Genomic DNA, 22620 nt, shown 5'->3' with positions numbered 1-22620 from the left:
CGTTTTCCTCAGATCGCCAGACCGACGATCCAGATCACCACGGTGAGACAGATCGAAGCGATCGGCAGGGCAATTGCCAGCTTGGTGGTAAAATGTTTGTCGAAGCCGCGGCCCATGTCCCACATCAAATGGCGGAGACCGCTCAGCATGTGGTGCACCAGCGTCCAGGTATAGCCGAACAGCACGATGAGGCCGATCCAGGTGCCCAGCAACCAGCTGATCCAGTCGAAATACGGCTTGCCCGAGGCTGCGGCAATTAGCCACCATGCCAAAATAATGGTTCCCACGGCCAGTGCTCCACCGGTAATACGGTGAACAATCGACATAACCATAGTGGGAATGGGCTTGTAGATTTGCAGGTGCGGCGACAGGGGCCGCTTATTCGTCACATTCGCCATCATATCCTCGCGGCGTATATCCGGAAGCGCGCTGAACCTCCTGGCGCTATCCCGGCAATGCACCATGCCGAAGAAATGTGCATTGCATCATGCGTTGCTTTAATCGTCGAATGCCACGACGACAAGCTTATTTCAGAGCGTTTTCAAATTTAATCGATTGGGGGAATGAGGCTCGGTGTGCCGTTCCGCCCCGGAGAAAGTTAACCATTTCAGTCAGTTTTCGACGAAAGGGAAAAAGCGCTGGCGCATTCTGCCGCGTTGTGTGTTAACCCTCCGTTAACCGTAACGCGTTGGAGGATCCGCCATGATGGCGAACAGCATCTGCCGCGGCATGATCGCCGCTCTCCTAGTGACAGCCACTGCATCCGTTGCTTATGGCAGCGACCGGTCGCTGGGCAGCGGTAACGGGTCGTTCGGCAGCACGGCCAGCATTCGATCCTATGGCCATGACAGCCAGGGCAGCGGCACCGTTCGCGCGGCTCATCCGTCGTTGGTCCTGATCGGCATCTTGGGCGACCTCCCCGCGCTTGGGGGTCGACCGGAAAATTCGAAAGCCCGCATCGTTCTGTCCCCGAAGGCCAAGATCATAGACGTCAACGCTGTCGCTTATGATGATGCGTTTACGCCGCGTTCCGGCTGCGCCATGGAAATGGGAGTCTGCGTCATTCGCGGCCACCGTTGATTCAGGGGGCGCATGCGTTCAGGCGAACTGCCAGACGGTGGTTCGCTTGATTTCGCTATCTTCCAGCGCACGGGTGACCGGAACTTCATAGGTTGCGAGCGCGACAAGACTTTCCTTGGGACAATAAGCGCGGCCGGGATCGCCGACGATGACCCTTTTTCCCTCTGCCGAAAGCTTTCTGAACCAGGGTAGAAGCGCCGCCGCGAAAACGCGATCGTAAAACACGTCGCCTGCCAGGACGACATCGGCCTCCACAGCCACGCCGATCAGGTTTTCGCGCGTGAAGTCGAGCCTTACATCGTTGGCACCAGCGTTCAATAAGACTGCCGTCTCCACCCAGGGATCGATATCGGCACCTAGAACATTCGCGGCGCCGGCCTTCATCGCCGCAATCGCCACCAGTCCCGAACCCGTGGCAAAATCCAGCACACGCTTGCCCGCGACCACCTCAGGATGATCGAGCACATACCGGGCAAGCCCCTGCCCGCCCGCCCAGGCAAAGGCCCAGAAGGGTGGCGGCAGGCCGATCTCCTGCAACTCGTCCTCGGTCTTCAGCCAGAGATCATGCGCCTCGCTGGCAAGGTGCAGCGATACTTCCGGCACATGCGGCGGGCGCATGAGATCGGTATTGGCCAGGATAAAGGCTTTCGGATCGCTCTTCACGCCGCAATGTCTTCTCAGCTCAATCCGGAGATCTGGGCGGATTATCGAGACCGCCCAGCCGGCAAATCTCCAAATATTCCTCGTCCGTGACCGGCTGCACCGAAAGCCGCATCGATGTCACCAGAGACATCTTCTCGAATTTCGGATTGGCCTTGACATCTTTGAGCGTGATCGGCCTGGGCACATCGGTGACGGCGCGGATATCCACGCAGTCCCACTTGGGATCACCCTTGGCGGAGGAGTCCGGATGCGACAGCGCGCAAACCTCGACGATCCCGACGATCTCCAGCCCCTCGTTGGAGTGGTAGAAGAACCCCTTGTCGCCAATCTTCATGGCGCGCATGTTGTTGCGCGCCTGATAATTGCGCACACCGGTCCATTCCTCGCCAGCGGCACCCTTGGCCTTCTGCTGCTCCCAGGACCAGACATCAGGCTCGGATTTGAAAAGCCAGTAAGCCATATGCGATCAAGCCTTCGGCGGGTTGAAAACCCAGTTGAATGGCTTCACCTCGACCTTCTCGAACAGGCCGGCCTTCGCGTAAGGATCGGCATCGGCAAGAGCCCTCGCTTCCTCGATCGTTGCGGTCTCGACAATCACCAGGCTGCCATTCGGCTTGCCCTCACCATCGAGGAACGGGCCGGCCATCTTCACGATGCCCTTTTCGTTGAGTGCCGTCAGATGCTCGATATGCGGCGGACGTGTGGCCATGCGCAGGTCGAGCGAATTAGGCTTGTCTGTGCAGACGAAGGAGAAGAGAGGCATCGTGTCAGAACTCCCGTGAGAAATCATTCCGTGGTGATCGGCCGCGTCATCAGCGCTTCCATGGCAGCGCGTACGCCCAGACGGCCATCGATAATGGCCGCTACCGCTTCGGCCACCGGCATTTCGATCCCGTTTTTGCGTGCCAGCCGGACAGCGATGGAAGCGGTATGCGCCCCTTCGACCAGACCTCCGGCCGCGGTTTCTGACGGAATGCCCTCGCCGAGCGCTATGCCGAAACGCAGATTGCGCGATTGGTGACTGGTGGCCGTCAGCACGAGATCGCCAAGGCCGGAAAGGCCCCGTACCGTATCCGCCGATCCGCCAAGCGCCACGACCAGACGCGACATTTCCGCAAGACCTCGGGCGATCAGCGCGGCGCGGGCGCTGTCGCCCAGTCCGGCACCCTCGACGACGCCACAGGCAATCGCCAGCACATTTTTCAACGCACCACCCAGTTGAACGCCGATGCGGTCGTTCGAGGCATAAAGACGGAAGGTCGGGCTGGAAATGGTCTGCGCCAGATGTTCGGCCACATTCAGATCTTCAGCGGCGATCGACATGGCCGTCGGCAGGCCCCGCGCAATGTCGGCAGCGAAACCGGGACCGGACAGAACGGCAACGGCATTGTTCGGCAGGGAGGCTTTCAGTACATCGGTCAGCAGGCGGCCGGTCGAGCGTTCGATGCCCTTGGCGCATGTCACGACAACGACGTCGCTGCACAGATAGGGGCCGTAGTAATGCGCCGCCGCATCATGCGCCTGCGCCGGCATCGCAAACAGGACGAGGCCCGCCTGCTCCAGCGCGTCCGGCTCGGCCGAAAAGTGGAGATTGTCCGGCAGGGGCACGCCGGGCAGCGCCGCATCATGCACGCGGTCCGCGCGCAAATCGGCCATCAGCGCCAGGTCGCGACCGATCAGGGTGACGTTCGAGCGGCCGTCCAGCGCCATGACGGCGGCAAGCGCGGTGCCAAAAGCGCCGGCACCGATAACAGCGATATGTTGCCGCGCGCTCATGCCTTGGCTCCCCTCTTGCCGGAGCCGAGCAGTGTCTGCGCTTGCGAATCGAGCGGCCAGCGCGAACGTGGCGCCACATCCAGCGTATCAGGCGGGACTTCGCTTGCCATGCGCTCCAGCCCGGCCCATGCGATCATGGAGGCGTTATCGGTACATAGGTTCATCGGCGGCGCGACGAAATCGAAACGGTGTTCGGAGCACAGGGATTGAAGGGTGCGGCGCAGGTCCCGATTGGCCGCAACCCCACCGGCAACCACCAGCGCCGGCTGCGCCACGTCGGGATATTCCGTCTTGAAGCGCGCAAGACCGCGACCGATACGATCGCGAAGGGTCCTCGAGATCGCCTTCTGGAACGAGGCACATATATCGGCGACATCCTGATCGGAGAGCGGTACGATTTCGGTGGCCGCCTGCCGTACGGCCGTCTTCAAGCCGGAAAACGAGAAATCAAGACGGGCTTCGCCAACCAGCGGACGCGGCAGGGCGAAACGATCCGGGTTGCCGGAAACTGCTGCCTTTTCCACGGCCGGACCACCGGGATAAGGCAGGCCGAGCAGTTTGGCCGTCTTGTCAAACGCTTCTCCCAGCGCATCGTCGATCGTTGTGCCCCAACGCTCGTACTCACCGACGCCCTTGACCAGAATAAGCTGGGTATGACCGCCTGACACAAGCAGCATCAGGTAGGGAAAGCTCAGACCATCCGTCAGCCGCGCCGTCAGCGCATGGCCCTCAAGGTGGTTGATCGCATAAAGCGGCTTGCCGGTAGCAAGCGAAATCGCCTTGCCCGTCATCAGACCGACCAGCAGACCGCCGATCAGACCCGGACCCGAGGTTGCGGCAATTGCATCGATATCCGACAGCGACAGATTGGCGCGGGCAAGCGCCTCCTCGATCAGCCCGTCGACAGCCTCGACATGGGCACGTGCTGCAATCTCGGGCACGACGCCACCATAAGCGCTATGCTCTTCAAGCTGCGAAAAAACAACGTCCGAGAGGATCTCGCCGCGCCCGTCTGCATGACGCGCGACCACCGCCGCAGCGGTCTCGTCGCAGCTTGTTTCGATGCCGAGAATACGCAGAAACGGTGCCATGGGTCTGTCGGATTGATTGCGATGGGGCTAGAAGCCGGTTACGAAGCTACCGCCTAACAATGGATGACTGCGGATGCAAACAAAACCTTTCCGGATCGGCACGCGCGGCAGCCCGCTGGCGCTTGCCCAGGCCGCCGAGACCCGTTCCCGGCTGATGCAGGCCCATGGCCTGCCCGAGGAAATGTTCGAAGTCGTGGTGCTTTCCACCATGGGCGACCGCATCACCGACCGCGCCTTGAGCGAAATCGGCGGCAAGGGCCTGTTTACCGAGGAACTGGAACAGCAGCTTCTGTCCGGCGAACTGGATTTCGCCGTTCACTCCTCAAAGGATATGCCGACCTGGCTGCCGGAAGGGTTGGAAATTTCTGCCTATCTGCCGCGCGAGGATTTCCGTGATGCCGTGGTCGGCCGCACGGCCCCCAGCCTCACCGCCCTGCCCGACGGCGCCATCGTCGGGTCCGCATCGCTGCGTCGACAGGCTTTGATCCGCCGCATGCGCCCGGATATCGAAGTCATCGTTTTTCGCGGCTCCGTCGAAACCCGTCTGCGCAAGCTCAACGAGGGCCAGGTCGACGCCACGCTTCTGGCGCTCGCCGGCTTGAAACGCCTCGGCCGGGAGGATGTGGTCACCGAACTGCTCGACCCGACGGACTTTCCGCCGGCTCCGGCACAAGGCGCGATCTGCATCGAAAGCCGGATCGGTGACCGCCGGGTGCTCGACCTGCTCGGAGGCATCAACCACAAGCCGACCTATGACGCGGTATCCTGCGAGCGGGCGTTCCTGGAAGTGCTGGACGGTTCCTGTCGCACCCCGATCGCCGGCTATACGCTGCTCGATGGCGATCACCTGCAGTTTCACGGCCTGATCCTTACGCCAGATGGTCGCCGCGAACATGCCGTCAGCATTGACGGTGCCCGTAAGGACGCCGTCGCATTGGGCAAGCAGGCGGGCGCGACGGTGCGGGCAGCTGCAGGTCCCGGCTTTTTCGACAGCTGGCGCTGACCGATGCGGGTGGTTGTCACACGGCCGTTGGACAGGGGACAAACCACCGCCGCAACCCTTCGCGGCATGGGGCATGAACCGATGCTTCTGCCGCTGAGCGAGGCTCGGCATCTCACGGACCAGATCGAAAAGGCCATTCCCGCTGCGTTTTCCACCATCGCCGTCACCAGTGCCGAAGCGTTGCGGGCGCTCGACACCGTCGATTTTTCCGCGCATCTGACAACGCCGCTTTACGCCGTTGGCCGCAAGACAGCCGCCGCCGCCCGACAGGCAGGTTTCAAGACGATTGCCATTGCCGGCGGCGACGGCGCCTCTCTGGCCGCGCTCATCGCCCGACATGCTCCCACCGACGTGGTTTACCTGACCGGACGACCACGGTCGCCGACATTCGAAGCAGCACTGCGAGAAGAGGACATTCGCCTTGCCGTCATCGAATGTTACGAGATGGTGCCGTTGCAGCCATCGACTGACGAGCTGCAGGCTTTTCTCGCTTTCACTCCGGCTGCCATCCTGTTTCATTCGCGCGAAACCGCCCGCCTGTTTTTTGAACTGCCTGTGTTTTTCAGTGGTGCTCAGGCTCTTCAGTCCTGCGTGATTGCCTGTCTCAGCGCGCGGGTCGCCGAAGTCGTGCCGCCGTCCTTGCAGGCTCAGGTGAAAGTGGCGCGAAAGCCCGATGAAGACAGCTTGCTGGCGCTTTTGTAATCTTCACGACCGGTCACAAGACGGCGCGCCGGACCTATTTCCGGGAAAGCCCCTTCCCTTCCCAGCCCCTCCTATCTACTTCTGTCCTCAGTGCATCATCTGGAAAACAGGCATGTTTCCGCAAAGCCGATGTGCAGGACTTTATCAATGACAGCGTGCTGTTGCGCTCTAAGCCGCGCGGCGCTGTACCGCCAGAAACGAGGTTGCCATGGTTTCGGACAAGCCCCCCCGCCGTTCAAAATCGGACAAGTCTCCTGTCACGATCGATCTCGCAGCCAAAGACGTCACCGCGATCGCGACGCCCGTGCGCAGCGATGACAGCGACGTGCCGCTGGCAGCAGTAGAAAAGGTCACAGCGGTTTCCGGGGCACCGAACCCCGCTGCGGACGAGGAAAAGCCGACCGCTCCCGGAACGGCAGCGAGGACGGAGCCCGCTTCCATAGGCCCGGATGCCGCCACGGTACCGGGCAAGGGCAAGTCCGGCGAAGCAAAGCCTGCGATCGCCGCCACGGTCACCACCGCCGAGGCGGAAAGGACGGCTGCCTCCCCCTTGGCCGATAAGGGTTCAAGTGAGGAGACGGACCGTACTGCTGGCGCCAAGACGCCACCCTTTTCGGCACGACCGACCCCATCAACGCAAGCGGCAGCAGCCAAAGCGCCACCGAGCGCATCCGCTGCTTCGACCGCAAGCGATAGCGCCGACGCCCGGGGCAGGGCGTCCGAAATGTCGGGTGCAGCCGCTGGCACCGCCGATATCTCATCCCGTCCAAGCGCCAGTTCGGGTACCTCTTCCCGCTCGTCATCGGCAGCACGGGCTTCCGAAACCGGGACGGCAGCCGGCACCTCCGCTGCTCCTAGCGCGCCCAAACCGGTCAAATCGACCACGACCGGCGGCCTGATCGCTGCCGGGATCGTAGGTGGTCTGGTCGCTCTGCTGCTGGCCGGCAGCATGTATTATGCCGGGGTCATCCCGGGCGGCTCCGAGCGCGCGGCGGATGATACGGCCGCCATGCAGCAACAGATCGACAGCCTTGGACAACAACTGGCGGCGAGTAACGCTGCCATCGACGCCTTGAAGGCAGCGCCGACAGACAGCGGCGTGGGTGCGGACATCGCAGCACGGCTGGCTGCATTGGAAGCGAAGGCCGGCGAGGCCGGGTCCGGTGCGGCAGCACTCGACGCGTTGACACAGCGGCTGGCTGCTCTGGAAACACGCTTCGAACAGCCCGGTCGGGAAAACGCGGTCGCCACCGCGCTTGCCGCTTCGGCGCTGAAGACCGCGATTGATCGTGGCGGCCCCTTCACCGGGGAACTGCAAACTTTCGCCGGGCTCGCCGGGGATGATCCGGCCGTGGGGACACTCCAGAAATTTGCCGAAAGCGGCGTGCCATCGGCATCCAACCTCATCCAGAATTTTGCAGGCACCACCGACGCCATCCTCGATGCCGCTCACGCAACGGACATGCAGGCCGGCGTCGGTAGCCGGCTATTGTCCAGTGCCATGCAAATGGTCAAGGTTCGACCGGTCGGCAATGTCGAGGGTGATACGCCGGAAGCCATCGTCGCGCGCACCGAGGACAAGCTGCGCAAGGGAGATCTCAAGGGCGCAGCCACGGAATGGGATAGGTTGCCGCAACCGGCCAAGGATGCGTCGATTGCCTATAAGCAGGCCCTGGATGCCAGGATCGAAGTCGATGGCCTCGTCGACAACACGCTCAATCGCGCCATCAGCGGCGCCAGCAATGCAGGCTGAGGTTCATCGATGATCCGTTTATTCGTATTCGCCATTGTCATTCTCGGCCTGGGCTGGAGCTTTTCATGGCTCGCCGACCGGCCCGGTCTGATCTCGATTACCTGGCAGGGTCAACTGATCGAAACCAGCCTGATGGTAGCTGCGACGCTGCTCGTGGCCATCGTTGCCGCAATGATGCTAATCGGCTGGGTGGTGCGTGTCATCTGGACATCGCCGCATCTCGTGCAACGCCACTTCCGAGCCCGCAAGCGCGACCGGGGCTACCAGGCGCTTTCCACCGGGCTGATCGCCGCTGGTGCCGGCAATGCGCATCTTGCCCGCAAGATGAGCCTGCGCAGCCGCAGCCTGATCCGTGCCGATCAGGAACCGCTGATCCTGCTTCTCGAGGCGCAGACGGCGCTGATCGAAGGCAAGCATGACGAGGCTCGGTCGATCTTCGAAGCCATGTCGCAGGATCCGGAAACCCGCGAAATCGGCCTGCGTGGCCTTTACATGGAAGCGCGACGGCTCGGCGCCGACGAGGCCGCCCGGCAATATGCCGAAAACGCTGCCGAAAACGCACCCTATTTGCCATGGGCGGCGCAGGCGACACTGGAATATCGCTGTCAGGCCGGCAGGTGGGATGATGCTATCCGCCTTCTTGATCAGCAACGCACAGCCGGCGCTATCGAGCGCGCCCAGGCGGATCGCTGGAAGGCAGTGCTTCTGACCGCCAAGGCAACGGAACGGCTGGAAGGCGATCCGAAGGGTGCCCGCGACGATGCCATGGCCGCTCTGAAACTGGCCAAGGACCTGGTCCCGGCCGGCGTTATTGCGGCGCGCGCCTACGCCCGGGAAAACAACCTGCGCAAGACAGCGTCCGTGCTCGAAAGCCTGTGGAAGCTCAGCCCCCATCCAGACGTGGCGCAGGCCTATATCCGCGCACGCAGCGGCGACAGCACAACCGACCGCCTGAAACGCGCCGAAAAGCTGGAGGCGCTTCGGCCCAACAATGTGGAATCGCTGATTGCCGTTGCCCGGGCAGCGCTCGACACGCAGGACTTTTCAAAGGCCCGCATCAAGGCGGAGGCTGCGGCACGCATCGAGCCCCGCGAGGGTGTGTTCCTGCTTCTGGCCGATATCGAGGAGGCCGATACCGGCGATCAGGGCCGCGTGCGCCACTGGCTGGGGCAGGCCCTGCGCGCGCCGCGCGACCCGAGCTGGGTAGCGGACGGCATCGTTTCCGACCACTGGCTGCCGGTCTCACCCGCCACCGGTCGTCTTGACGCTTTCGAATGGAAGGCGCCGTTCGGCCAGCTCGAAGGCCCGATCGAGGAGGGCAGCCTTGCCGAAACGGCAATCGCCAGCCTGCCGCGCGTTGCCGACCGTTCACACCATGACGAGCAGTTGAACGACAGCGAACCGGCTTCACAGCTTTCCGCCGCCCCGGACGAGGAGCCCACGCCCACGGCGATCGTGGCTTTCCCCAAACCGGCGGAACCGGAGCCCACAAAACCAGCACCTCCTGCCGTCGTTCGCGCCACGGACGAAAAGCCGGTCGGTCCGGCCTCCGGCAAGGGTAGCGAGACCGCCGGCGAGAAGGAAGCCGTGATCGATCCGTTCAACGGCCGGCCGCCCGATGATCCCGGCGTCAAGGATCACGACGCGCCGGCGGAGCCCCCCACCCGTCTGAGGCTTTTCTGATGCTGGACCGCATTCAGTCCTTCCTTCAGAACCTGACCGTCGGTCGCGCCGGGAACGATTTTCCCCCTGACGATCCGCGCGTCGCTTTCGCCGCTCTCTGTTTCCAGGTGATGGAAGCGGATGGACAAGTCTCCCGCCCGGAAATGGAAAGGCTGAAGGATCTGCTCGGCCACCATTACAATCTTGGTCGAAGCCAGCTCCATGCATTGATCGAAGCCGGTCACGAAGCCGGTATGGAAGCGGTCGACTACTACCGCTTCACGTCCGATCTCAAACGGCATTTGGGCGAGGAAGAATGCTTCGAACTGCTTGGGATTCTCTGGGATCTTGTCTATGCCGACGGAGACCGCAGCGAGATGGAAGACCATGTGATCTGGCGGATCGCCGATCTGCTCGGCGTCTCGTCACGCGATCGCGTTCTGTTGCGGCAGGAAGCGGCGTCCCGCGCCAGTTCGCAGACCATGGTCCGGGAAACCGAGAGCGAAACCTGATCGCGTTTGCCCATGATCCGCGAGAATGGTTTGATGCGGTACCGGGGTCATGGGTGTCCGCTGCGCTCAGGATGACAAAGTCTGGCGACTGAAACGTCGGCGGATCACGGTTCTCATGCCCTTCGAAAAGCATCAAGGTAGCGCCCGGCGCGCTGCAACTGGCCGAAGGCAATGCCAGGGGCGGTTCATTGCCATGGGTCCAACCCGCAAAACACCGGAGGGCCGGCTGCGCGAAAAACAGCCGCTCCCCTTTTTTACAGTCAGCCGTTACTCTGATGATCGATCGGGCGCCTGCAGACTGTCGATCTTGCGCAGTTGCGGAAAGCCCAACGACCAGATAACCGCCACCGCCAGAGTGCCGAACCCGCCGATCACCACGGCCGGCACCGCGCCGATGACATGTGCCATGGTGCCGGCGCGAAACTCGCCAAGTTCGTTGGATGCGCCGATGAACACGCTGTTGACGGCATTGACCCGGCCGCGCACCTCGTCGGGCGTCCACAGCGCGATCAGGGTTTCGCGAACATAGACGGAAATCATGTCGGCGGCACCCATCAGGGCCAATGCCGCAATCGAGATCCAGGCTGTCTGCGACAGGCCGAAAACCGCCGTACCGGCGCCAAACAGCGCCACGCCGACGAACATGGCAATACCGGCATTGTGCTGGATGGGCCGGAAGGCCAGCCAGATCGCCACGATGATGGCACCGGCGCCGGGCGCAGAACGCAGCAGGCCGAGACCCAGGGGACCGAGCGCCAGAACATCGGTGGCAAAGACCGGCATCAGCGCCACGGCCCCGCCGAGAAGCACGGCAAAAAGATCGAGTGAGATCGCGCCGAGCACGACCTTTTCGCGTCGGATGAAGCTGAAGCCTGCAAGAATTTCGGTCCAGCTCGTAGCTCTGGACGAGGTTCTTTGCGCCGGCCTCGGGATGATGGAAACAAGGACCGCACCGAGAACGAACATCGCAAGCGCCACGCTATAGGCGATCGATGCGCCGAGCCCATAAAGAAGACCGCCGGCGACCGGACCGATGATGGAGGCGGTCTGCCACGAGGAGGAGTTCCAGGCAATGGCGTTTGCCAAATCCTTTTCCGGCACGAGATTGGGCGCGAGCGATTGCACCGCCGGGCCCATGAAGGCGCGCTCGATGCCGAACAGGACGAGAATTATGAAGACAGGCAGCGGCTCGAAGGCACCCGCCAGCGTCAGGCCTAGAAGCGCTGCGGCCGAGATGGCGGCAAGCACCATGCAGGCCGACACGATGACGCGCCGATTATAGCGGTCGGCGACCGAACCTGTAACGAGGATAAGCAACAGCGCTGGTAGGAACTGCACGAGGCCGATCAGGCCGAGATAGAGCGTGTTGCGCGTGACATCATACATCTGCCAGCCGACTGCGACACTAACGATCTGAATGGCGAAGGCGGCCAGGAAACGTGAGGAGAAGAAAAGGGCATAGGAACGGTGCCGGAAGGCGGCAAACCGGTCACCCGGGGTCGGGATGCTCATCAAGAAGCACTTTCACAAGTGCCGGGAAATCCGGCGGGACGTCACGAACGGCCGTTAAACATGTTTTCTGGCTGACAACGGCACGGTACTTGCTCGTTAAGGTCCCTATGTCTACATGTCTGTCAACCACGAAATGGAGAACTCGATGGCGGGCATTATTTTCGCTCTGATCCAAGTCATACAGATGGCACTGACGCTTTTCGTCTACATCCTGATTGCCAGTGCCATTTTTTCCTGGCTCTACGCGTTCAACGTCATCAACTCACGCAACCAGTTCGTCAACGCGATCGGCTCGTTCCTCTATAACGTCACCGAACCCGTTCTGCGTCCGATCCGCCGCATGATGCCCAATCTCGGGGGTATCGATATCTCACCGATCATTCTCATCCTGATCATCTACTTCCTGCAGATGATCATCGCCAACCCGATCGCGCCGGCGTTGATTGCGCTGGTTTCCTGAGGCCATCGGCGCGCAACAGCGTCCGCGAGCCTGCGGGTCGTCGAGATTTTTTTTGCGAGAATCCGCGCGCCCAGAGCGCCGTCCCGATCGGTTCCGCAAAACGGCGCATAGAAAAACCTCCGGATCGCAGGCGACCCGGAGGTTTTCGAAAAGGCTTGAACAGCTTTGCAGCGCCTTGATTACTTCTGAGCGTTGTAGCGTTCGATCGCTTCGACGATCAGCTTCTTGGCAACGTCAACACCCTGCCAGCCGCCGATCTTCACCCACTTACCGGGCTCCAGATCCTTGTAGTGCTCGAAAAAGTGCTCGATCTGCTTGAGCGTGATCTCCGGCAGGTCGGTATAGTTCTCGATCTTGTCGTAACGACGGGTCAGCTTGGGAACCGGTACGGCGATGATCTTCTCGTCCTTGCCGCCGTCGTCTTCCATGATCATCACGCCGACCGGGCGCACATTGATGACGCAGCCCGGGATAAGCGAACGCGTATTGCAGATCAGCACGTCGACCGGGTCGCCGTCTTCCGAAAGCGTGTGCGGCACGAAACCGTAATTGCCCGGATAGGTCATCGGCGTGTAGAGGAAGCGGTCAACGATCAGCGCGCCGGCATCCTTGTCCATCTCGTACTTGATCGGCTGGCCGCCAACCGGCACTTCAACAATGACATTGATGTCATCAGGCGGGTTCTTGCCGATGGAAATGGCGTCGATACGCATTCTGATCCTCGAAAACATTGAACATTCGGGATTCTGGATATCGGGATTTGAGGGGCAAGGCAACCTGCCATTTGCCGAACGCTCCGTGATCCGGGCCATGCCGGATGCAACGGCAACGGCTGATCATCCCCAGACGAAACCGATCTTGCGCAAATGTGCGCCGTCGAAATCCTCCATGCCCTCGGCCATGTCATGGCCGCCGTGACGGCGGAAGAAGCGGGTCGCGTTCTCGCTATCTTCCAGGCACCAGACGACGAGGCCATTGCAGCCCAGCGATTTCAACAGTCGGCGCGTTTCACCGAAAAGCCGACGGCCAAGACCGACACCCTGATATTCCGGGCGCAGATAGATTTCGTAAATCTCGCCGTCCTGCGGCAGCGCCTTGGCGCGATTGAGACCGACGGTCGCATAGCCGGCAATGGTCCCGGCAACATCCAGAACCAGCAATGTGGCCGGCCCCTTCGCCGCCTTGTGCCACCAATGTTCGTTGCGTCGCTCCAGCATCTGGGTCAAGGGCTTATGCGGAATGAGGCCCGTATAGGCCTGCGCCCATGCGGCACGATGGACCTCGGAAATCTCCCGGGCGTCGCTGGGCTCGGCCCGCCGCACATCGATGGATAACGTTTTCATAACGCCACTCTGGTCCGGCCGGGGCTGATTCGCCAATCCCGGCAGCGTGTCCGGCTTGGCTTGCCCACAGGCTAATCGCCTATTCAATATGCCGGAAGGTTAACGCTTTTTTAATGGAAACGACAAGCCTGTACAAAAGCAACGCACATGAAAAACCCGGCACAAAGGCCGGGTTTTCGTATCTTGGTTAAGACGCTCGATCAGAGAGCGGCCTTCGACTTATCGAAGCGCTTGCGGTCGTTGGCGTCGAGGTAGATCTTGCGCAGGCGGATCGACTTCGGCGTCACTTCCATCAGCTCGTCGTCCTGGATCCAGGAGAGCGCACGATCGAGCGTCATGCGGATCGGCGGCGTCAGGCGAACGGCCTCGTCCTTGCCGGCCGAACGGATGTTCGTCAGCTGCTTGCCCTTCAAGACGTTGACTTCGAGGTCGTTGTCACGGGTGTGGATGCCGATGATCATGCCCATGTAAACCTTGTCACCCGGCTCGATGATCATCGGGCCGCGGTCTTCGAGGTTAAACATGGCGTAGGCAACAGCTTCACCGGCCTGGTTGGACAACAGAACGCCGTTGGTACGGCCGGAGATCTCGCCCTTGTACGGCTGGTAGTCGTGGAACAGGCGGTTCATGATCGCCGTACCGCGCGTGTCGGTCAACAGTTCCGACTGGTAGCCGATCAGGCCGCGGGTCGGAGCCAAGAACTTCAGACGAACGCGGCTGCCGCCCGAGGGACGCAGTTCGGTCATCTCGGCCTTACGCTCGGACATCTTCTGGACAACGACGCCGGAATGCTCTTCATCGACGTCGATGACCACTTCCTCGATCGGCTCCATGGTCTGACCGGTGGTTTCGTCCTTGTGCATGACGACGCGCGGACGCGAAACGGCAAGCTCGAAGCCTTCACGGCGCATGGTTTCGATCAGAACGGCAAGCTGAAGTTCGCCGCGACCGGACACGTAGAACGAATCCTTGCCTTCGGCTTCCTCGATCTTCAGCGCAACGTTGCCTTCGGCTTCCTTGAACAGGCGGTCACGGATGACGCGCGAGGTAACCTTGTCGCCTTCGGTGCCGGCGAGCGGCGAGTCGTTGACGATGAAGGACATGGTGACGGTCGGCGGGTCGATCGGCTGGGCCTGCATGGCTTCGGTAACCGACGGATCGCAGAACGTGTCGGCAACGGTGCCCTTGGAGAGACCGGCGATGGCGACGATGTCACCGGCAACGGCTTCTTCGATCGGCTGACGCTCGATACCGCGGAATGCAAGAATCTTGGAAATACGGCCGGTTTCAACCGTCTTGCCGTCCTGGGACAGAACCTTGACGGCCTGGTTCGGCTTGATCGAGCCAGACGCAACGCGACCGGTGATGATACGACCGAGGAAGTTGTTGGCTTCGAGAAGCGTACCGATCATGCGGAACGGGCCTTCTTCGACCTTCGGCTCCGGAACGTGCTTGAGCACGAGGTCGAGCAGCGGTGCCAGACCTTCGTCCTTCGGGCCTTCCGGGTTGAAGTTCATCCAGCCATCGCGACCGGAACCGTAGAGGATCGGGAAGTCGAGCTGTTCGTCGGTGGCATCGAGGTTTGCGAACAGGTCGAAAACTTCGTTGATGACTTCTTCGTGGCGGCCGTCCGGACGGTCGATCTTGTTGATCGCGACGATCGGGCGAAGACCGACCTTCAGCGCCTTGCCGACAACGAACTTGGTCTGCGGCATCGGGCCTTCCGACGAGTCGACCAGAACGATCGCGCCGTCCACCATCGAGAGAATGCGCTCGACTTCGCCGCCGAAGTCGGCGTGGCCAGGGGTATCGACGATGTTGACGCGAACGCCCTTCCATTCAACCGAAGTCGCCTTCGCGAGAATGGTGATACCGCGTTCCTTTTCGAGGTCGTTGGAGTCCATCACGCGTTCTGCAACGCGCTGGTTTTCGCGGAACGAGCCGGACTGTTTCAGAAGCTCGTCGACAAGCGTCGTTTTGCCATGGTCAACGTGCGCGATGATCGCGATGTTGCGAAGTGCCATATTTGGGGTTCTCTGAAGTTGGGGCGCAACAATCATGGGGCCACGCCAATTTCGTTGGCGCGCTCATACCCCGTTTTTTGCAATCGCGAAAGGGGGGCCGAGCGCATGGGCATTTTCGCCTCTCATTCGGCAACGAGGCCGCTCCTCCTTAAAAGCGCGATCAGGGCCAGAGGAAGAAGCGTCGTGATGAGAATTGCAATGAAGGCCATGGCCATCCCAAGCCCGATCGAACCCTGCTCGAACTGACGCCATATGAAGGTGGCGATCGTCTGCATGCCGACGGGGGCAATGACGACAGAAGCGACGAGTTCACGCGAGGCCAGCGCGAAGACCAGCAGCATGGCCGAGGCGAGGCTCGGGAAGACAAGCGGCAGAAGAATACGTCGGAAGGCGGTGAAGCTGGACGCGCCGAAGACCCGCGCGGCCGCTTCCAGATTGTCGCCGATCTGCTGGAAGGCAGCGGTCGTATAGCGCATTGGCTGCGGCAGCAGGATGCAGCAATAGGCGAGCAGCAGAATGACCGGCGTATTATAGGGCGTCAGCGGCAACCACGGCATGTTCCAGGCAAGGATCAGGCCGACGGCGACGACAATGCCCGGCAGGGCATTGGGAATGATGGTCAGGCTGTCGATCGCCAGACGTCCCCGGATATTCGTCTTCACCACCGTATAGGCAGCGGTAACGCCGATCAGCCCGGTGATGAGAGCCGTGCCGATGCCAAGCGAAAAACTGTTGGAAAGAGCGCCGAGCGCGCCGGCACTGTTCTGAAACACCGAGAGGAAATTGTCGACGCTGATATTGTCGATTGCCAACCCGCCGGAAATCGTGCGCGATAAAGCTGTGGCGAGAATGGACAGAAGCGGCACGCCGGTCGCGAGGAAAGAAACAGCGGCGAATGCCAGAAGGACCGGCAGCTTCATGGCCCCGAGCGGACGCTTGTCCTTGGCGGTCGGCTTGCCATTGACGGTCTGGTAGGAGCGGCGCGCCAAAATCCAGCGCTGCCCGAGAAAGGTGATCAGGGACAGTCCCACCAAAAGCAGCGACATGATCGAAGCGCCTGGCAGGTCGATCGGCCAGTCGCTGATGCGTAGATCGATGCCGGTGACCAGAACCTGAAACCCGGCACGACGGCCAAGGGCTGCCGGCGTGCCGTATTCCTCGATGGCAGCGGCAAACACCAGCATCAGGCTGGCGGCAAGACCCGGCGCAGACAGAGGCAGCGTGATCCGCCAGAACGCGCGCGAGGGCGTTGCGCCGAACACCCGGCCGACATCGGCATAACGCGCACCCACAGCCTCCACCGTGCGCGACACCGCAAAATAGACGACCGGAAACGTATTGAACGCCATGACCATGGTCATGCCAGCCAGCGAGAACAGGAAGGGTGCCAGATTGAAGCCGGCGATCTGCTGCAGATAGCCGCGCGGCTGCAAGGTCATGATCCAGCCGAGCGTGGCGATATAGGGAGGGATCATGAAAGGGACGAGCAGCAGCACATCGAAGAGCGACGCAAATGGAATGCGATAGAGAGCGCGAAATACGCCGAGCGGCACGGCAACGAGCGCAGAAACCAGCACCACGCAGCCGCCAAGCAGGATGGTATTACCGGCCATGCCGATCAGCGCGCCGTCGTTGAGCGTCGCGCCAAGCGCGGTAAACGGCGCCTTGAACGAGCCCTGCCCGAGATCGGGAAAGATACCCTGCAGAACAACGGCTGCAAACGGAATGGCGACAATGAGTACCAGCCCCGCTATCGCCAACCAGGCGGCCGGCACCGACTTCCCCACGTTTTTCGCTGTCATTTTGCATCTCCACCGTCATGCGAGACCGGTTTGAAAAATCGCGGCCAGCCGTCACCAGCGTCAGCATCGTCCAGACATCCGGATCGGTCCCGACGAAACGGCTTCGTTGCGACTGCGTAAAATTAAAAAGCCTCGGAGCGCCGGCTTATCGGCCGACAACCTCACCGCATGCCGTCATCCTCGGGCTTGTCCCGAGGATGCGACCACGCCAGTAAAATCGTGCGTCGGTAGATGCTCGGGACAAGCCCGAGCATGACGGCAGAGAGGCCTCAGCGCATTCTCGCAAACACGCGAGGCTGCCCTTGTTTACTTGCCGCCAAAGATCCTGGTGATTTCAGCGAGCGTTTCCTTGCGCTTACCATAGACGGCGGCGCTGTCGAACTTCAGCAGCTTCAGGTCGCCGATCAGCGGACGGTCGGCCGGGATGTCGGTGCGGGCCGGCATCAGCATCTGGGCGGCAACCATCTTCTGGCCGGCATCCGACAGCATGTAGTCGATGAACTTCTTGGCTTCTTCCTGGTTCTTGGACCAGTTGAGGATCATGGCCGGACGCGGAGCGATGACCGTGCCGGACGCAGGGAAGATGACTTCAACGCTTTCGCCCTTCTTGGCGGCAGCAAGCGTGATGTAATCGACGGCGCCGAAAACGGCAGCCTTGGCGCCCTGCAGAACCGGGTTGAGCGCTTCGGCATTGGCACCGGCGATGATGGCGCCGTTGGCCTGCAGGTCCTTGAACATCTTGAAGTCGTCCTGGCCGGCAAGCGCTGCGGTCAGGTCGAAGGACGAACCGGACTGGGCGGGATCCGGAATGTTGACCATGTCCTTGTATTCGGCCTTGGTCAGGTCGGACCATTCGGCCGGCTTGGGCGTACCGCTCTTGGTGTTCCAGGCAATACCGAGTGCCGAAATGCCTTGCGCGACGGCGGTGTCGGACTTCAGGAAATCCGGAACTTTTGCTGCATTCGGGCTGGTGTAGGAAACCAGCCAGCCGCGCTTGGCGAAATCGGTTGCGGTATCCCAGGAGGCGGAAATCAGAACGTCGACAACCGGGTTGGAAGCCTCGGCCTCGATACGGGCCATAACCTTGCCGGTCGTCGCCTGGAAGACGTTGACCTTGATGCCGGTTTCCTTGGTAAACCCTTCCGACATCTTGTCGATCAGGCTTTGCGGACCCGCCGTGTAGACGGTGATGTCGGCGTGAGCAACGCCAGCCATCAAGACAGCGGCGGCAACGCCGAGGGTGATGCTCTTCAGCGATTTAAGCATGGTGCAGACTTTCCTTTTGGGCTGAATGTGCAGAATTTCCAAACCAGCGGATCTGGTCGAGATCGATGACAAGCCCGACACGATCGCCGGGCCGCAATTTGGTGCGGCTGAGAAGCTGCAGTTCGACATGGTCTGCGCCGGCAAGCGATACTGTCGCCAGATGACCATCGCCACGGAATTGCGAGCGCAGCACCGTTGCGGCCGGGCGGCCGGTTTCGGCTGCACCTGTCGTGATGGCTGACACGGGGATCAGCACCCGCTCCGCATCGGAAACACCGTCAGGCGCCTGCATCAGCACCGCGTCGCTGCCCTTGAAAACGAGCGTTTCGCCGCGGCGCTGCAATTCGGCGATACCGCCCAGACGCAGAAAATCGGCGACTTCCGGCGTTGCCGGCGCGGCGATCAATGCGTCCGGTGATGCCAGCTGTTCAACCAGGCCGCCGCGCATGACGGCCACCTGATCGGCAAGCGTCAAGGCTTCGCTATGGTCGTGGGTGACGTAGATGGCGGTCAGGCCAAGCGAGGCAATCAATTCCGCCAGCTCACCCACCATGTTTTCGCGCAGTTCGCGGTCGAGATTGGAAAGCGGTTCGTCGAACAGGATCAGTTGCGGCTCGGCGACGATGGCGCGCGCAATGGCCACACGCTGCTGCTGGCCTCCGGAAAGATCACTCGGGCGACGATCGGCGTAAGTAGAAAGGCCCACCCGATCGAGCGCCCGCATCGTCCGACGTTCACGCTCGGCCCGGGCGAGACCCCGCATTTCGAGAGGAAAGGCGACATTGCCGCCGACCGTCATATGCGGCCAAAGCGCGTAATCCTGAAACACCATGCCAAGATTGCGCTTTTCCGGCGGGGCGAAGGCACCGGATGCGGCATCGGCAACGATCTGGCCCGCGATCGATACGGAACCCTTGCTGGGCGCCAGAAGGCCGGCGACCAGCCGCAGAAGCGTGGTCTTGCCGCAGCCGGAGGGTCCGAGAAGGGCAAGCGTCTTGCCCTGCCCAAGAGCAATATCGATGCCTTTCAAAACCGGCGTTGCACTGTAATGCAACTCCAGTCCAGCCGTCGAAACGGCAGCATCATTGGCGGGCAATTCGATTGTCATGGGAACCGGCGTCGACAGGAAACGATGCCGGTTCCCATATTAACGCTTCATGACAGTGCTGTTACCGTTTTGCGACAGACAGATGACAGCCACAAGTTTGCCCTGGACCTGGGTCATCCGTCGCTTCCCGAAAGCTCAGCCATCGCGGCCAGGCCTTTCTTTTTCAGCATCGCCGTCGGATCCGGCAGTTTGCCGCGGAAGGCCCTGTAGGCGTCTTCCGGATCGATCGAGCCGCCGACCGAATAGATGTTGTTCTTCAGCTTGCGCGCCATCACCGGATCAAACGCATTGCCGGTTTCCTCGAAAGCCGCAAAGGCATCGGCATCGAGCACTTCCGACCACATGTAGGAGTAATAGCCGGCGGAATAGCCGTCACCGGAAAACACGTGCTGGAAATGCGGGGTCGCATGGCGCATGACGAGGGACGCCGGCATGCCGATATCCTTGAGGACTTCCGCTTCGACGGCCAGTGGATCTTCCACCGTACCACGCGTGTGAAACGCCATATCGACGAGCGCCGAAGAGGTGAATTCCACCGTGGCGAAGCCCGCATTGAACGTGTTTGCCGCCAGAACCTTGTCGAGCAGTTCCTTTGGCATCGGCTTGCCAGTTTCGTGATGCAGGGCGTATTTTTCGAGAATTTCCGGCACGGTCAGCCAGTGTTCGTAAAGCTGCGATGGCAGTTCGACGAAATCGCGCGACACGCCGGTTCCCGATACCGAGGGGTAGGTAACATTGGACAGCATGCCGTGCAGCGCATGGCCGAATTCATGAAACAATGTGCGGGCATCATCGAGCGACAGCAGCGCCGGCTTGCCGGCGGCGGGCTTGGCGAAATTGCAGACATTGTAAATGATCGGCAGCTCGCCTTGTGCACCGTTTTTCAAGGGCAGCTTATGCTGCGATTGAAACGCGCTCATCCATGCGCCCGAACGCTTGGAAGGGCGGGCGAAATAATCGCCGAAGAACATGGCCTTCAGCCCGCCCGTTTCATCGCGCACCTCGAATACCCGCACGTCGGGGTGATAGGCCTTGATACCGGAGACTTCCCTGATCTCGACTGCAAAGAGCCGCCTGGCGACGTCGAAACAGGCTTCGATGATCTTTTCCAGCTGCAGATAGGGCTTCAATTCCGATTCCGAGAAATCGAACATGCGCTCGCGCAGTTTCTCTGCATAATACCGCCAATCCCATGGCATGACAGGATGGTTCTTGCCCTCTTCGGCGATGAGGCCAGACAGGCTCTGCTCTTCCTCCAGCGCCTTCGCCCTAGCCTTGTCCCAGACCTGACGGAGCAAGTCATTTACCGCCTCGGGCCTTTTTGCCATGGTATCGTCGAGCTTAAAGGCGGCAAAATCGGCGTAACCGAGCAGTTTTGCCTTTTCGGATCTGAGCGCGAGGGTCTCCTTGACGATGCCGATATTATCCGTGGCTCCGCCCTTGCGGCCACGTGCCACCCAGGCGGAAAACGCCTGCTCGCGCAGGTCCCGTCGCTCGGCAAAGGTCAGGAAGGGTTCGATGATGGATCGGGACAGGGTCACCGCATAGGCGCCCGCGGAACCGCGCTCTTCCGCCGCGGACGCCATAGCATCGCGGACGAAGGGCGGCAGGCCCGCAAGATCCGCCTCATCCTTGAGGACAAGCGACCAGTCTTTCTCGTCGGCCAGCACGTTCTGGCCGAAACGGGCACCGAGGCTTGCCAGCGTCTCGTTGATGGCGGCAAGGCGCTCCTGCTCGGCCCCAACGAGCTTTGCACCCGCCTTGACGAACCCTTTCCAGTGCCGTTCGAGTACGCGGGTCTGCTCAAGGTTGAGATCGAGCGTCGAACGGGCGTCCCAAAGGGCATCGACCCGGGCAAAGAGAGCGGCATTCATGCCGATCTTCGAATAGTGGCGCGACATTTTCGGCGCGATCTCGCGCTCAAGCGCCTGGATCACCTCATTCGTATGGGCGCCGGCCCTGTTCCAGAACAGGGCGGATACACGCGACAGCGCATCGCCGGCGATCTCGAGCGCAACGATGGTGTTTTCGAAGGTCGGAGTTTCCGGGTTCTCGGCAATCTCCGCAATCTCCGCCTCATGGGCGGCAAGCGCGACGTCGAATGCGACGGCAAAATCCTCATCCCTCACCCGTTCGAATTCCGGCAGGCCGTTTTTGCCATTCCATTCGACAAGGGCGGGATTGATATTCTGTTCGATTGCCATGCGCGCATGTCCTCTGCATTGGTATGAGTCTCTCGACCACTAGATAGGAGAAGCGACCGACAATTGGGAGGGCTTCGAGTGCGGCAGCTTTCGGGACCTGGCGTCCTGCGCCACACTTTGCCGGCTTTTTGGGTTTTCCTTGTTGCTGGAACTTTAGTATGGGTGCCGCGACAAAGGCAGCATGATCGATGGATTTAAGAGATAATACCGACACCCTGACTTTTCTGATTTCCGACAGCGCCCGGGTGCTGCGGGCAGCTTTCGAGCGGCGCATCATTCAGGCGGGCCTGGAGGTGACGCCTGCCGAAGCCCGCACATTGCTCAATGTCGAAATTCTCAAGGACGGCCGCCAGCTCGACATCGCCGCCCGCATGGGCATCGAACCGATGACGGTCTGCGCCTTTCTCGACAAGCTGCAGGCCGCCGGACTGATCGAACGTCAACCGGACCCAAGCGATCGTCGCGCCAAACAGGTCGTTCTGACCCCGAAATCGCATGATCTGATCAAACGCATCCGCCACGAACTCGACCGGTTGATCGCGCAGGCGACCGACGGCCTGGCCGAAGAGGACGTGGCGGTCTTCATGCGCGTGCTTGAAAGCGTTCACGACAATCTGGCGATGGATACACCCCAAGGCCTTTCGTGAAACTTGGACCAG

The 22620-nt window shown here is 61.2% G+C and carries 22 protein-coding genes; 8 read left to right on the top strand and 14 right to left on the bottom strand.

All coding sequences use genetic code 11. The features are described from left to right. Nucleotides 1–8: 8 nt before the first annotated feature. Nucleotides 9–398: a succinate dehydrogenase, cytochrome b556 subunit gene (gene sdhC / locus ACQKKX_RS11230; RefSeq protein WP_427570774.1), complete on the bottom strand. Its 390-nt coding sequence runs from the start codon at nt 396–398 to the stop codon at nt 9–11. A gap of 304 nt (nt 399–702) precedes the next feature. On the opposite strand from sdhC, the gene ACQKKX_RS11225 reads away from it, so the two are divergent. Beyond that, nucleotides 703–1080 carry a hypothetical protein gene (locus ACQKKX_RS11225; protein ID WP_427570773.1) on the top strand — a complete coding sequence of 126 codons (378 nt, stop codon included), beginning with the start codon at nt 703–705 and terminating at the stop codon, nt 1078–1080. A gap of 18 nt (nt 1081–1098) precedes the next feature. Here the strand turns inward: ACQKKX_RS11225 and ACQKKX_RS11220 are convergent, their stop codons facing one another. From ACQKKX_RS11220 to tsaD, 5 genes are read right to left on the bottom strand one after another with little or no spacing between them, the layout of a single operon-like run. Then, a complete protein-coding gene (locus ACQKKX_RS11220; RefSeq protein WP_427570772.1) occupies nt 1099–1743 on the bottom strand; it encodes a class I SAM-dependent methyltransferase in 645 nt (214 codons plus the stop codon). Nucleotides 1744–1762: 19 nt separating this feature from the next. Continuing rightward, complete coding sequence (locus tag ACQKKX_RS11215; RefSeq protein WP_427570771.1) at nt 1763–2203, bottom strand: EVE domain-containing protein; 441 nt, start codon at nt 2201–2203, stop codon at nt 1763–1765. 6 nt (nt 2204–2209) lie between these two features. After that, nucleotides 2210–2506: a YciI family protein gene (locus ACQKKX_RS11210; RefSeq protein WP_427570770.1), complete on the bottom strand. Its 297-nt coding sequence runs from the start codon at nt 2504–2506 to the stop codon at nt 2210–2212. 23 nt (nt 2507–2529) lie between these two features. Then, nucleotides 2530–3519, bottom strand: coding sequence for an NAD(P)H-dependent glycerol-3-phosphate dehydrogenase (locus ACQKKX_RS11205; RefSeq protein WP_427570769.1), 990 nt, complete (start codon nt 3517–3519; stop codon nt 2530–2532). Then, on the bottom strand, nt 3516–4610 hold the full coding sequence (gene tsaD, locus ACQKKX_RS11200; protein WP_427570768.1) for a tRNA (adenosine(37)-N6)-threonylcarbamoyltransferase complex transferase subunit TsaD: 1095 nt from the start codon (nt 4608–4610) through the stop codon (nt 3516–3518). Before tsaD ends, ACQKKX_RS11205 begins: the two co-directional genes overlap by 4 nt. A gap of 73 nt (nt 4611–4683) precedes the next feature. Here tsaD and hemC point away from each other — a divergent pair, with 73 nt between their 5' ends. The 5 genes from hemC (at nt 4684) to ACQKKX_RS11175 (ending at nt 10242) form a co-directional block, all read left to right on the top strand. Then, nucleotides 4684–5613, top strand: a complete 930-nt coding sequence (gene hemC / locus ACQKKX_RS11195) for a hydroxymethylbilane synthase (protein WP_427570767.1) — start codon at nt 4684–4686, stop codon at nt 5611–5613. 3 nt (nt 5614–5616) lie between these two features. Beyond that, on the top strand, nt 5617–6315 hold the full coding sequence (locus ACQKKX_RS11190; protein ID WP_427570766.1) for a uroporphyrinogen-III synthase: 699 nt from the start codon (nt 5617–5619) through the stop codon (nt 6313–6315). A 208-nt stretch (nt 6316–6523) separates the two neighbouring features. Continuing rightward, entirely contained in the window at nt 6524–8068 is a 1545-nt protein-coding gene (locus ACQKKX_RS11185) for a mitofilin family membrane protein (protein ID WP_427570765.1), read from the top strand. A 9-nt stretch (nt 8069–8077) separates the two neighbouring features. After that, the gene (locus tag ACQKKX_RS11180) at nt 8078–9751 is read left to right on the top strand and encodes a heme biosynthesis HemY N-terminal domain-containing protein (protein ID WP_427570764.1); all 1674 of its coding nucleotides are present in this window, start codon (nt 8078–8080) and stop codon (nt 9749–9751) included. After that, nucleotides 9751–10242, top strand: a complete 492-nt coding sequence (locus ACQKKX_RS11175) for a TerB family tellurite resistance protein (RefSeq protein WP_427570763.1) — start codon at nt 9751–9753, stop codon at nt 10240–10242. Before ACQKKX_RS11180 ends, ACQKKX_RS11175 begins: the two co-directional genes overlap by 1 nt. A 267-nt stretch (nt 10243–10509) precedes the next feature. Here ACQKKX_RS11175 and ACQKKX_RS11170 read toward each other — a convergent pair whose 3' ends face one another. Next, the gene (locus ACQKKX_RS11170; protein ID WP_427570762.1) at nt 10510–11754 is read right to left on the bottom strand and encodes an MFS transporter; all 1245 of its coding nucleotides are present in this window, start codon (nt 11752–11754) and stop codon (nt 10510–10512) included. Between the two features lie 115 nt (nt 11755–11869). On the opposite strand from ACQKKX_RS11170, the gene ACQKKX_RS11165 reads away from it, so the two are divergent. Continuing rightward, on the top strand, nt 11870–12214 hold the full coding sequence (locus ACQKKX_RS11165; RefSeq protein WP_427570761.1) for a YggT family protein: 345 nt from the start codon (nt 11870–11872) through the stop codon (nt 12212–12214). A 179-nt stretch (nt 12215–12393) separates the two neighbouring features. Here ACQKKX_RS11165 and ppa read toward each other — a convergent pair whose 3' ends face one another. From ppa to ACQKKX_RS11130, 7 genes are all read right to left on the bottom strand, one after another. Further along, nucleotides 12394–12927, bottom strand: coding sequence for an inorganic diphosphatase (gene ppa / locus ACQKKX_RS11160; protein ID WP_427570760.1), 534 nt, complete (start codon nt 12925–12927; stop codon nt 12394–12396). Nucleotides 12928–13050: 123 nt separating this feature from the next. Continuing rightward, complete coding sequence (locus tag ACQKKX_RS11155; RefSeq protein ID WP_427570759.1) at nt 13051–13557, bottom strand: N-acetyltransferase family protein; 507 nt, start codon at nt 13555–13557, stop codon at nt 13051–13053. Between the two features lie 200 nt (nt 13558–13757). Further along, entirely contained in the window at nt 13758–15581 is a 1824-nt protein-coding gene (typA, locus tag ACQKKX_RS11150; RefSeq protein ID WP_427570758.1) for a translational GTPase TypA, read from the bottom strand. A gap of 122 nt (nt 15582–15703) precedes the next feature. After that, complete coding sequence (locus tag ACQKKX_RS11145; RefSeq protein WP_427570757.1) at nt 15704–17383, bottom strand: ABC transporter permease; 1680 nt, start codon at nt 17381–17383, stop codon at nt 15704–15706. Nucleotides 17384–17689: 306 nt separating this feature from the next. Next, nucleotides 17690–18649, bottom strand: coding sequence for an ABC transporter substrate-binding protein (locus tag ACQKKX_RS11140; protein WP_427570756.1), 960 nt, complete (start codon nt 18647–18649; stop codon nt 17690–17692). Continuing rightward, nucleotides 18642–19757, bottom strand: a complete 1116-nt coding sequence (locus ACQKKX_RS11135) for an ABC transporter ATP-binding protein (protein WP_427570755.1) — start codon at nt 19755–19757, stop codon at nt 18642–18644. The genes ACQKKX_RS11140 and ACQKKX_RS11135 overlap by 8 nt, the downstream gene beginning before the upstream one ends. A gap of 113 nt (nt 19758–19870) precedes the next feature. Continuing rightward, complete coding sequence (locus ACQKKX_RS11130; protein WP_427570754.1) at nt 19871–21961, bottom strand: M3 family metallopeptidase; 2091 nt, start codon at nt 21959–21961, stop codon at nt 19871–19873. Between the two features lie 188 nt (nt 21962–22149). Here ACQKKX_RS11130 and ACQKKX_RS11125 point away from each other — a divergent pair, with 188 nt between their 5' ends. Next, complete coding sequence (locus tag ACQKKX_RS11125) at nt 22150–22608, top strand: MarR family winged helix-turn-helix transcriptional regulator (RefSeq protein WP_427570753.1); 459 nt, start codon at nt 22150–22152, stop codon at nt 22606–22608. Nucleotides 22609–22620: the final 12 nt, after the last annotated feature.

Source organism: Neorhizobium sp. NPDC001467 (assembly GCF_050275975.1).
In the GTDB taxonomy this organism is placed as follows: Bacteria; Pseudomonadota; Alphaproteobacteria; order Rhizobiales; family Rhizobiaceae; genus Neorhizobium.
Note: the sequence above shows the minus strand (reverse complement) of the source record. Positions and strands in the feature narration are given on the sequence as shown.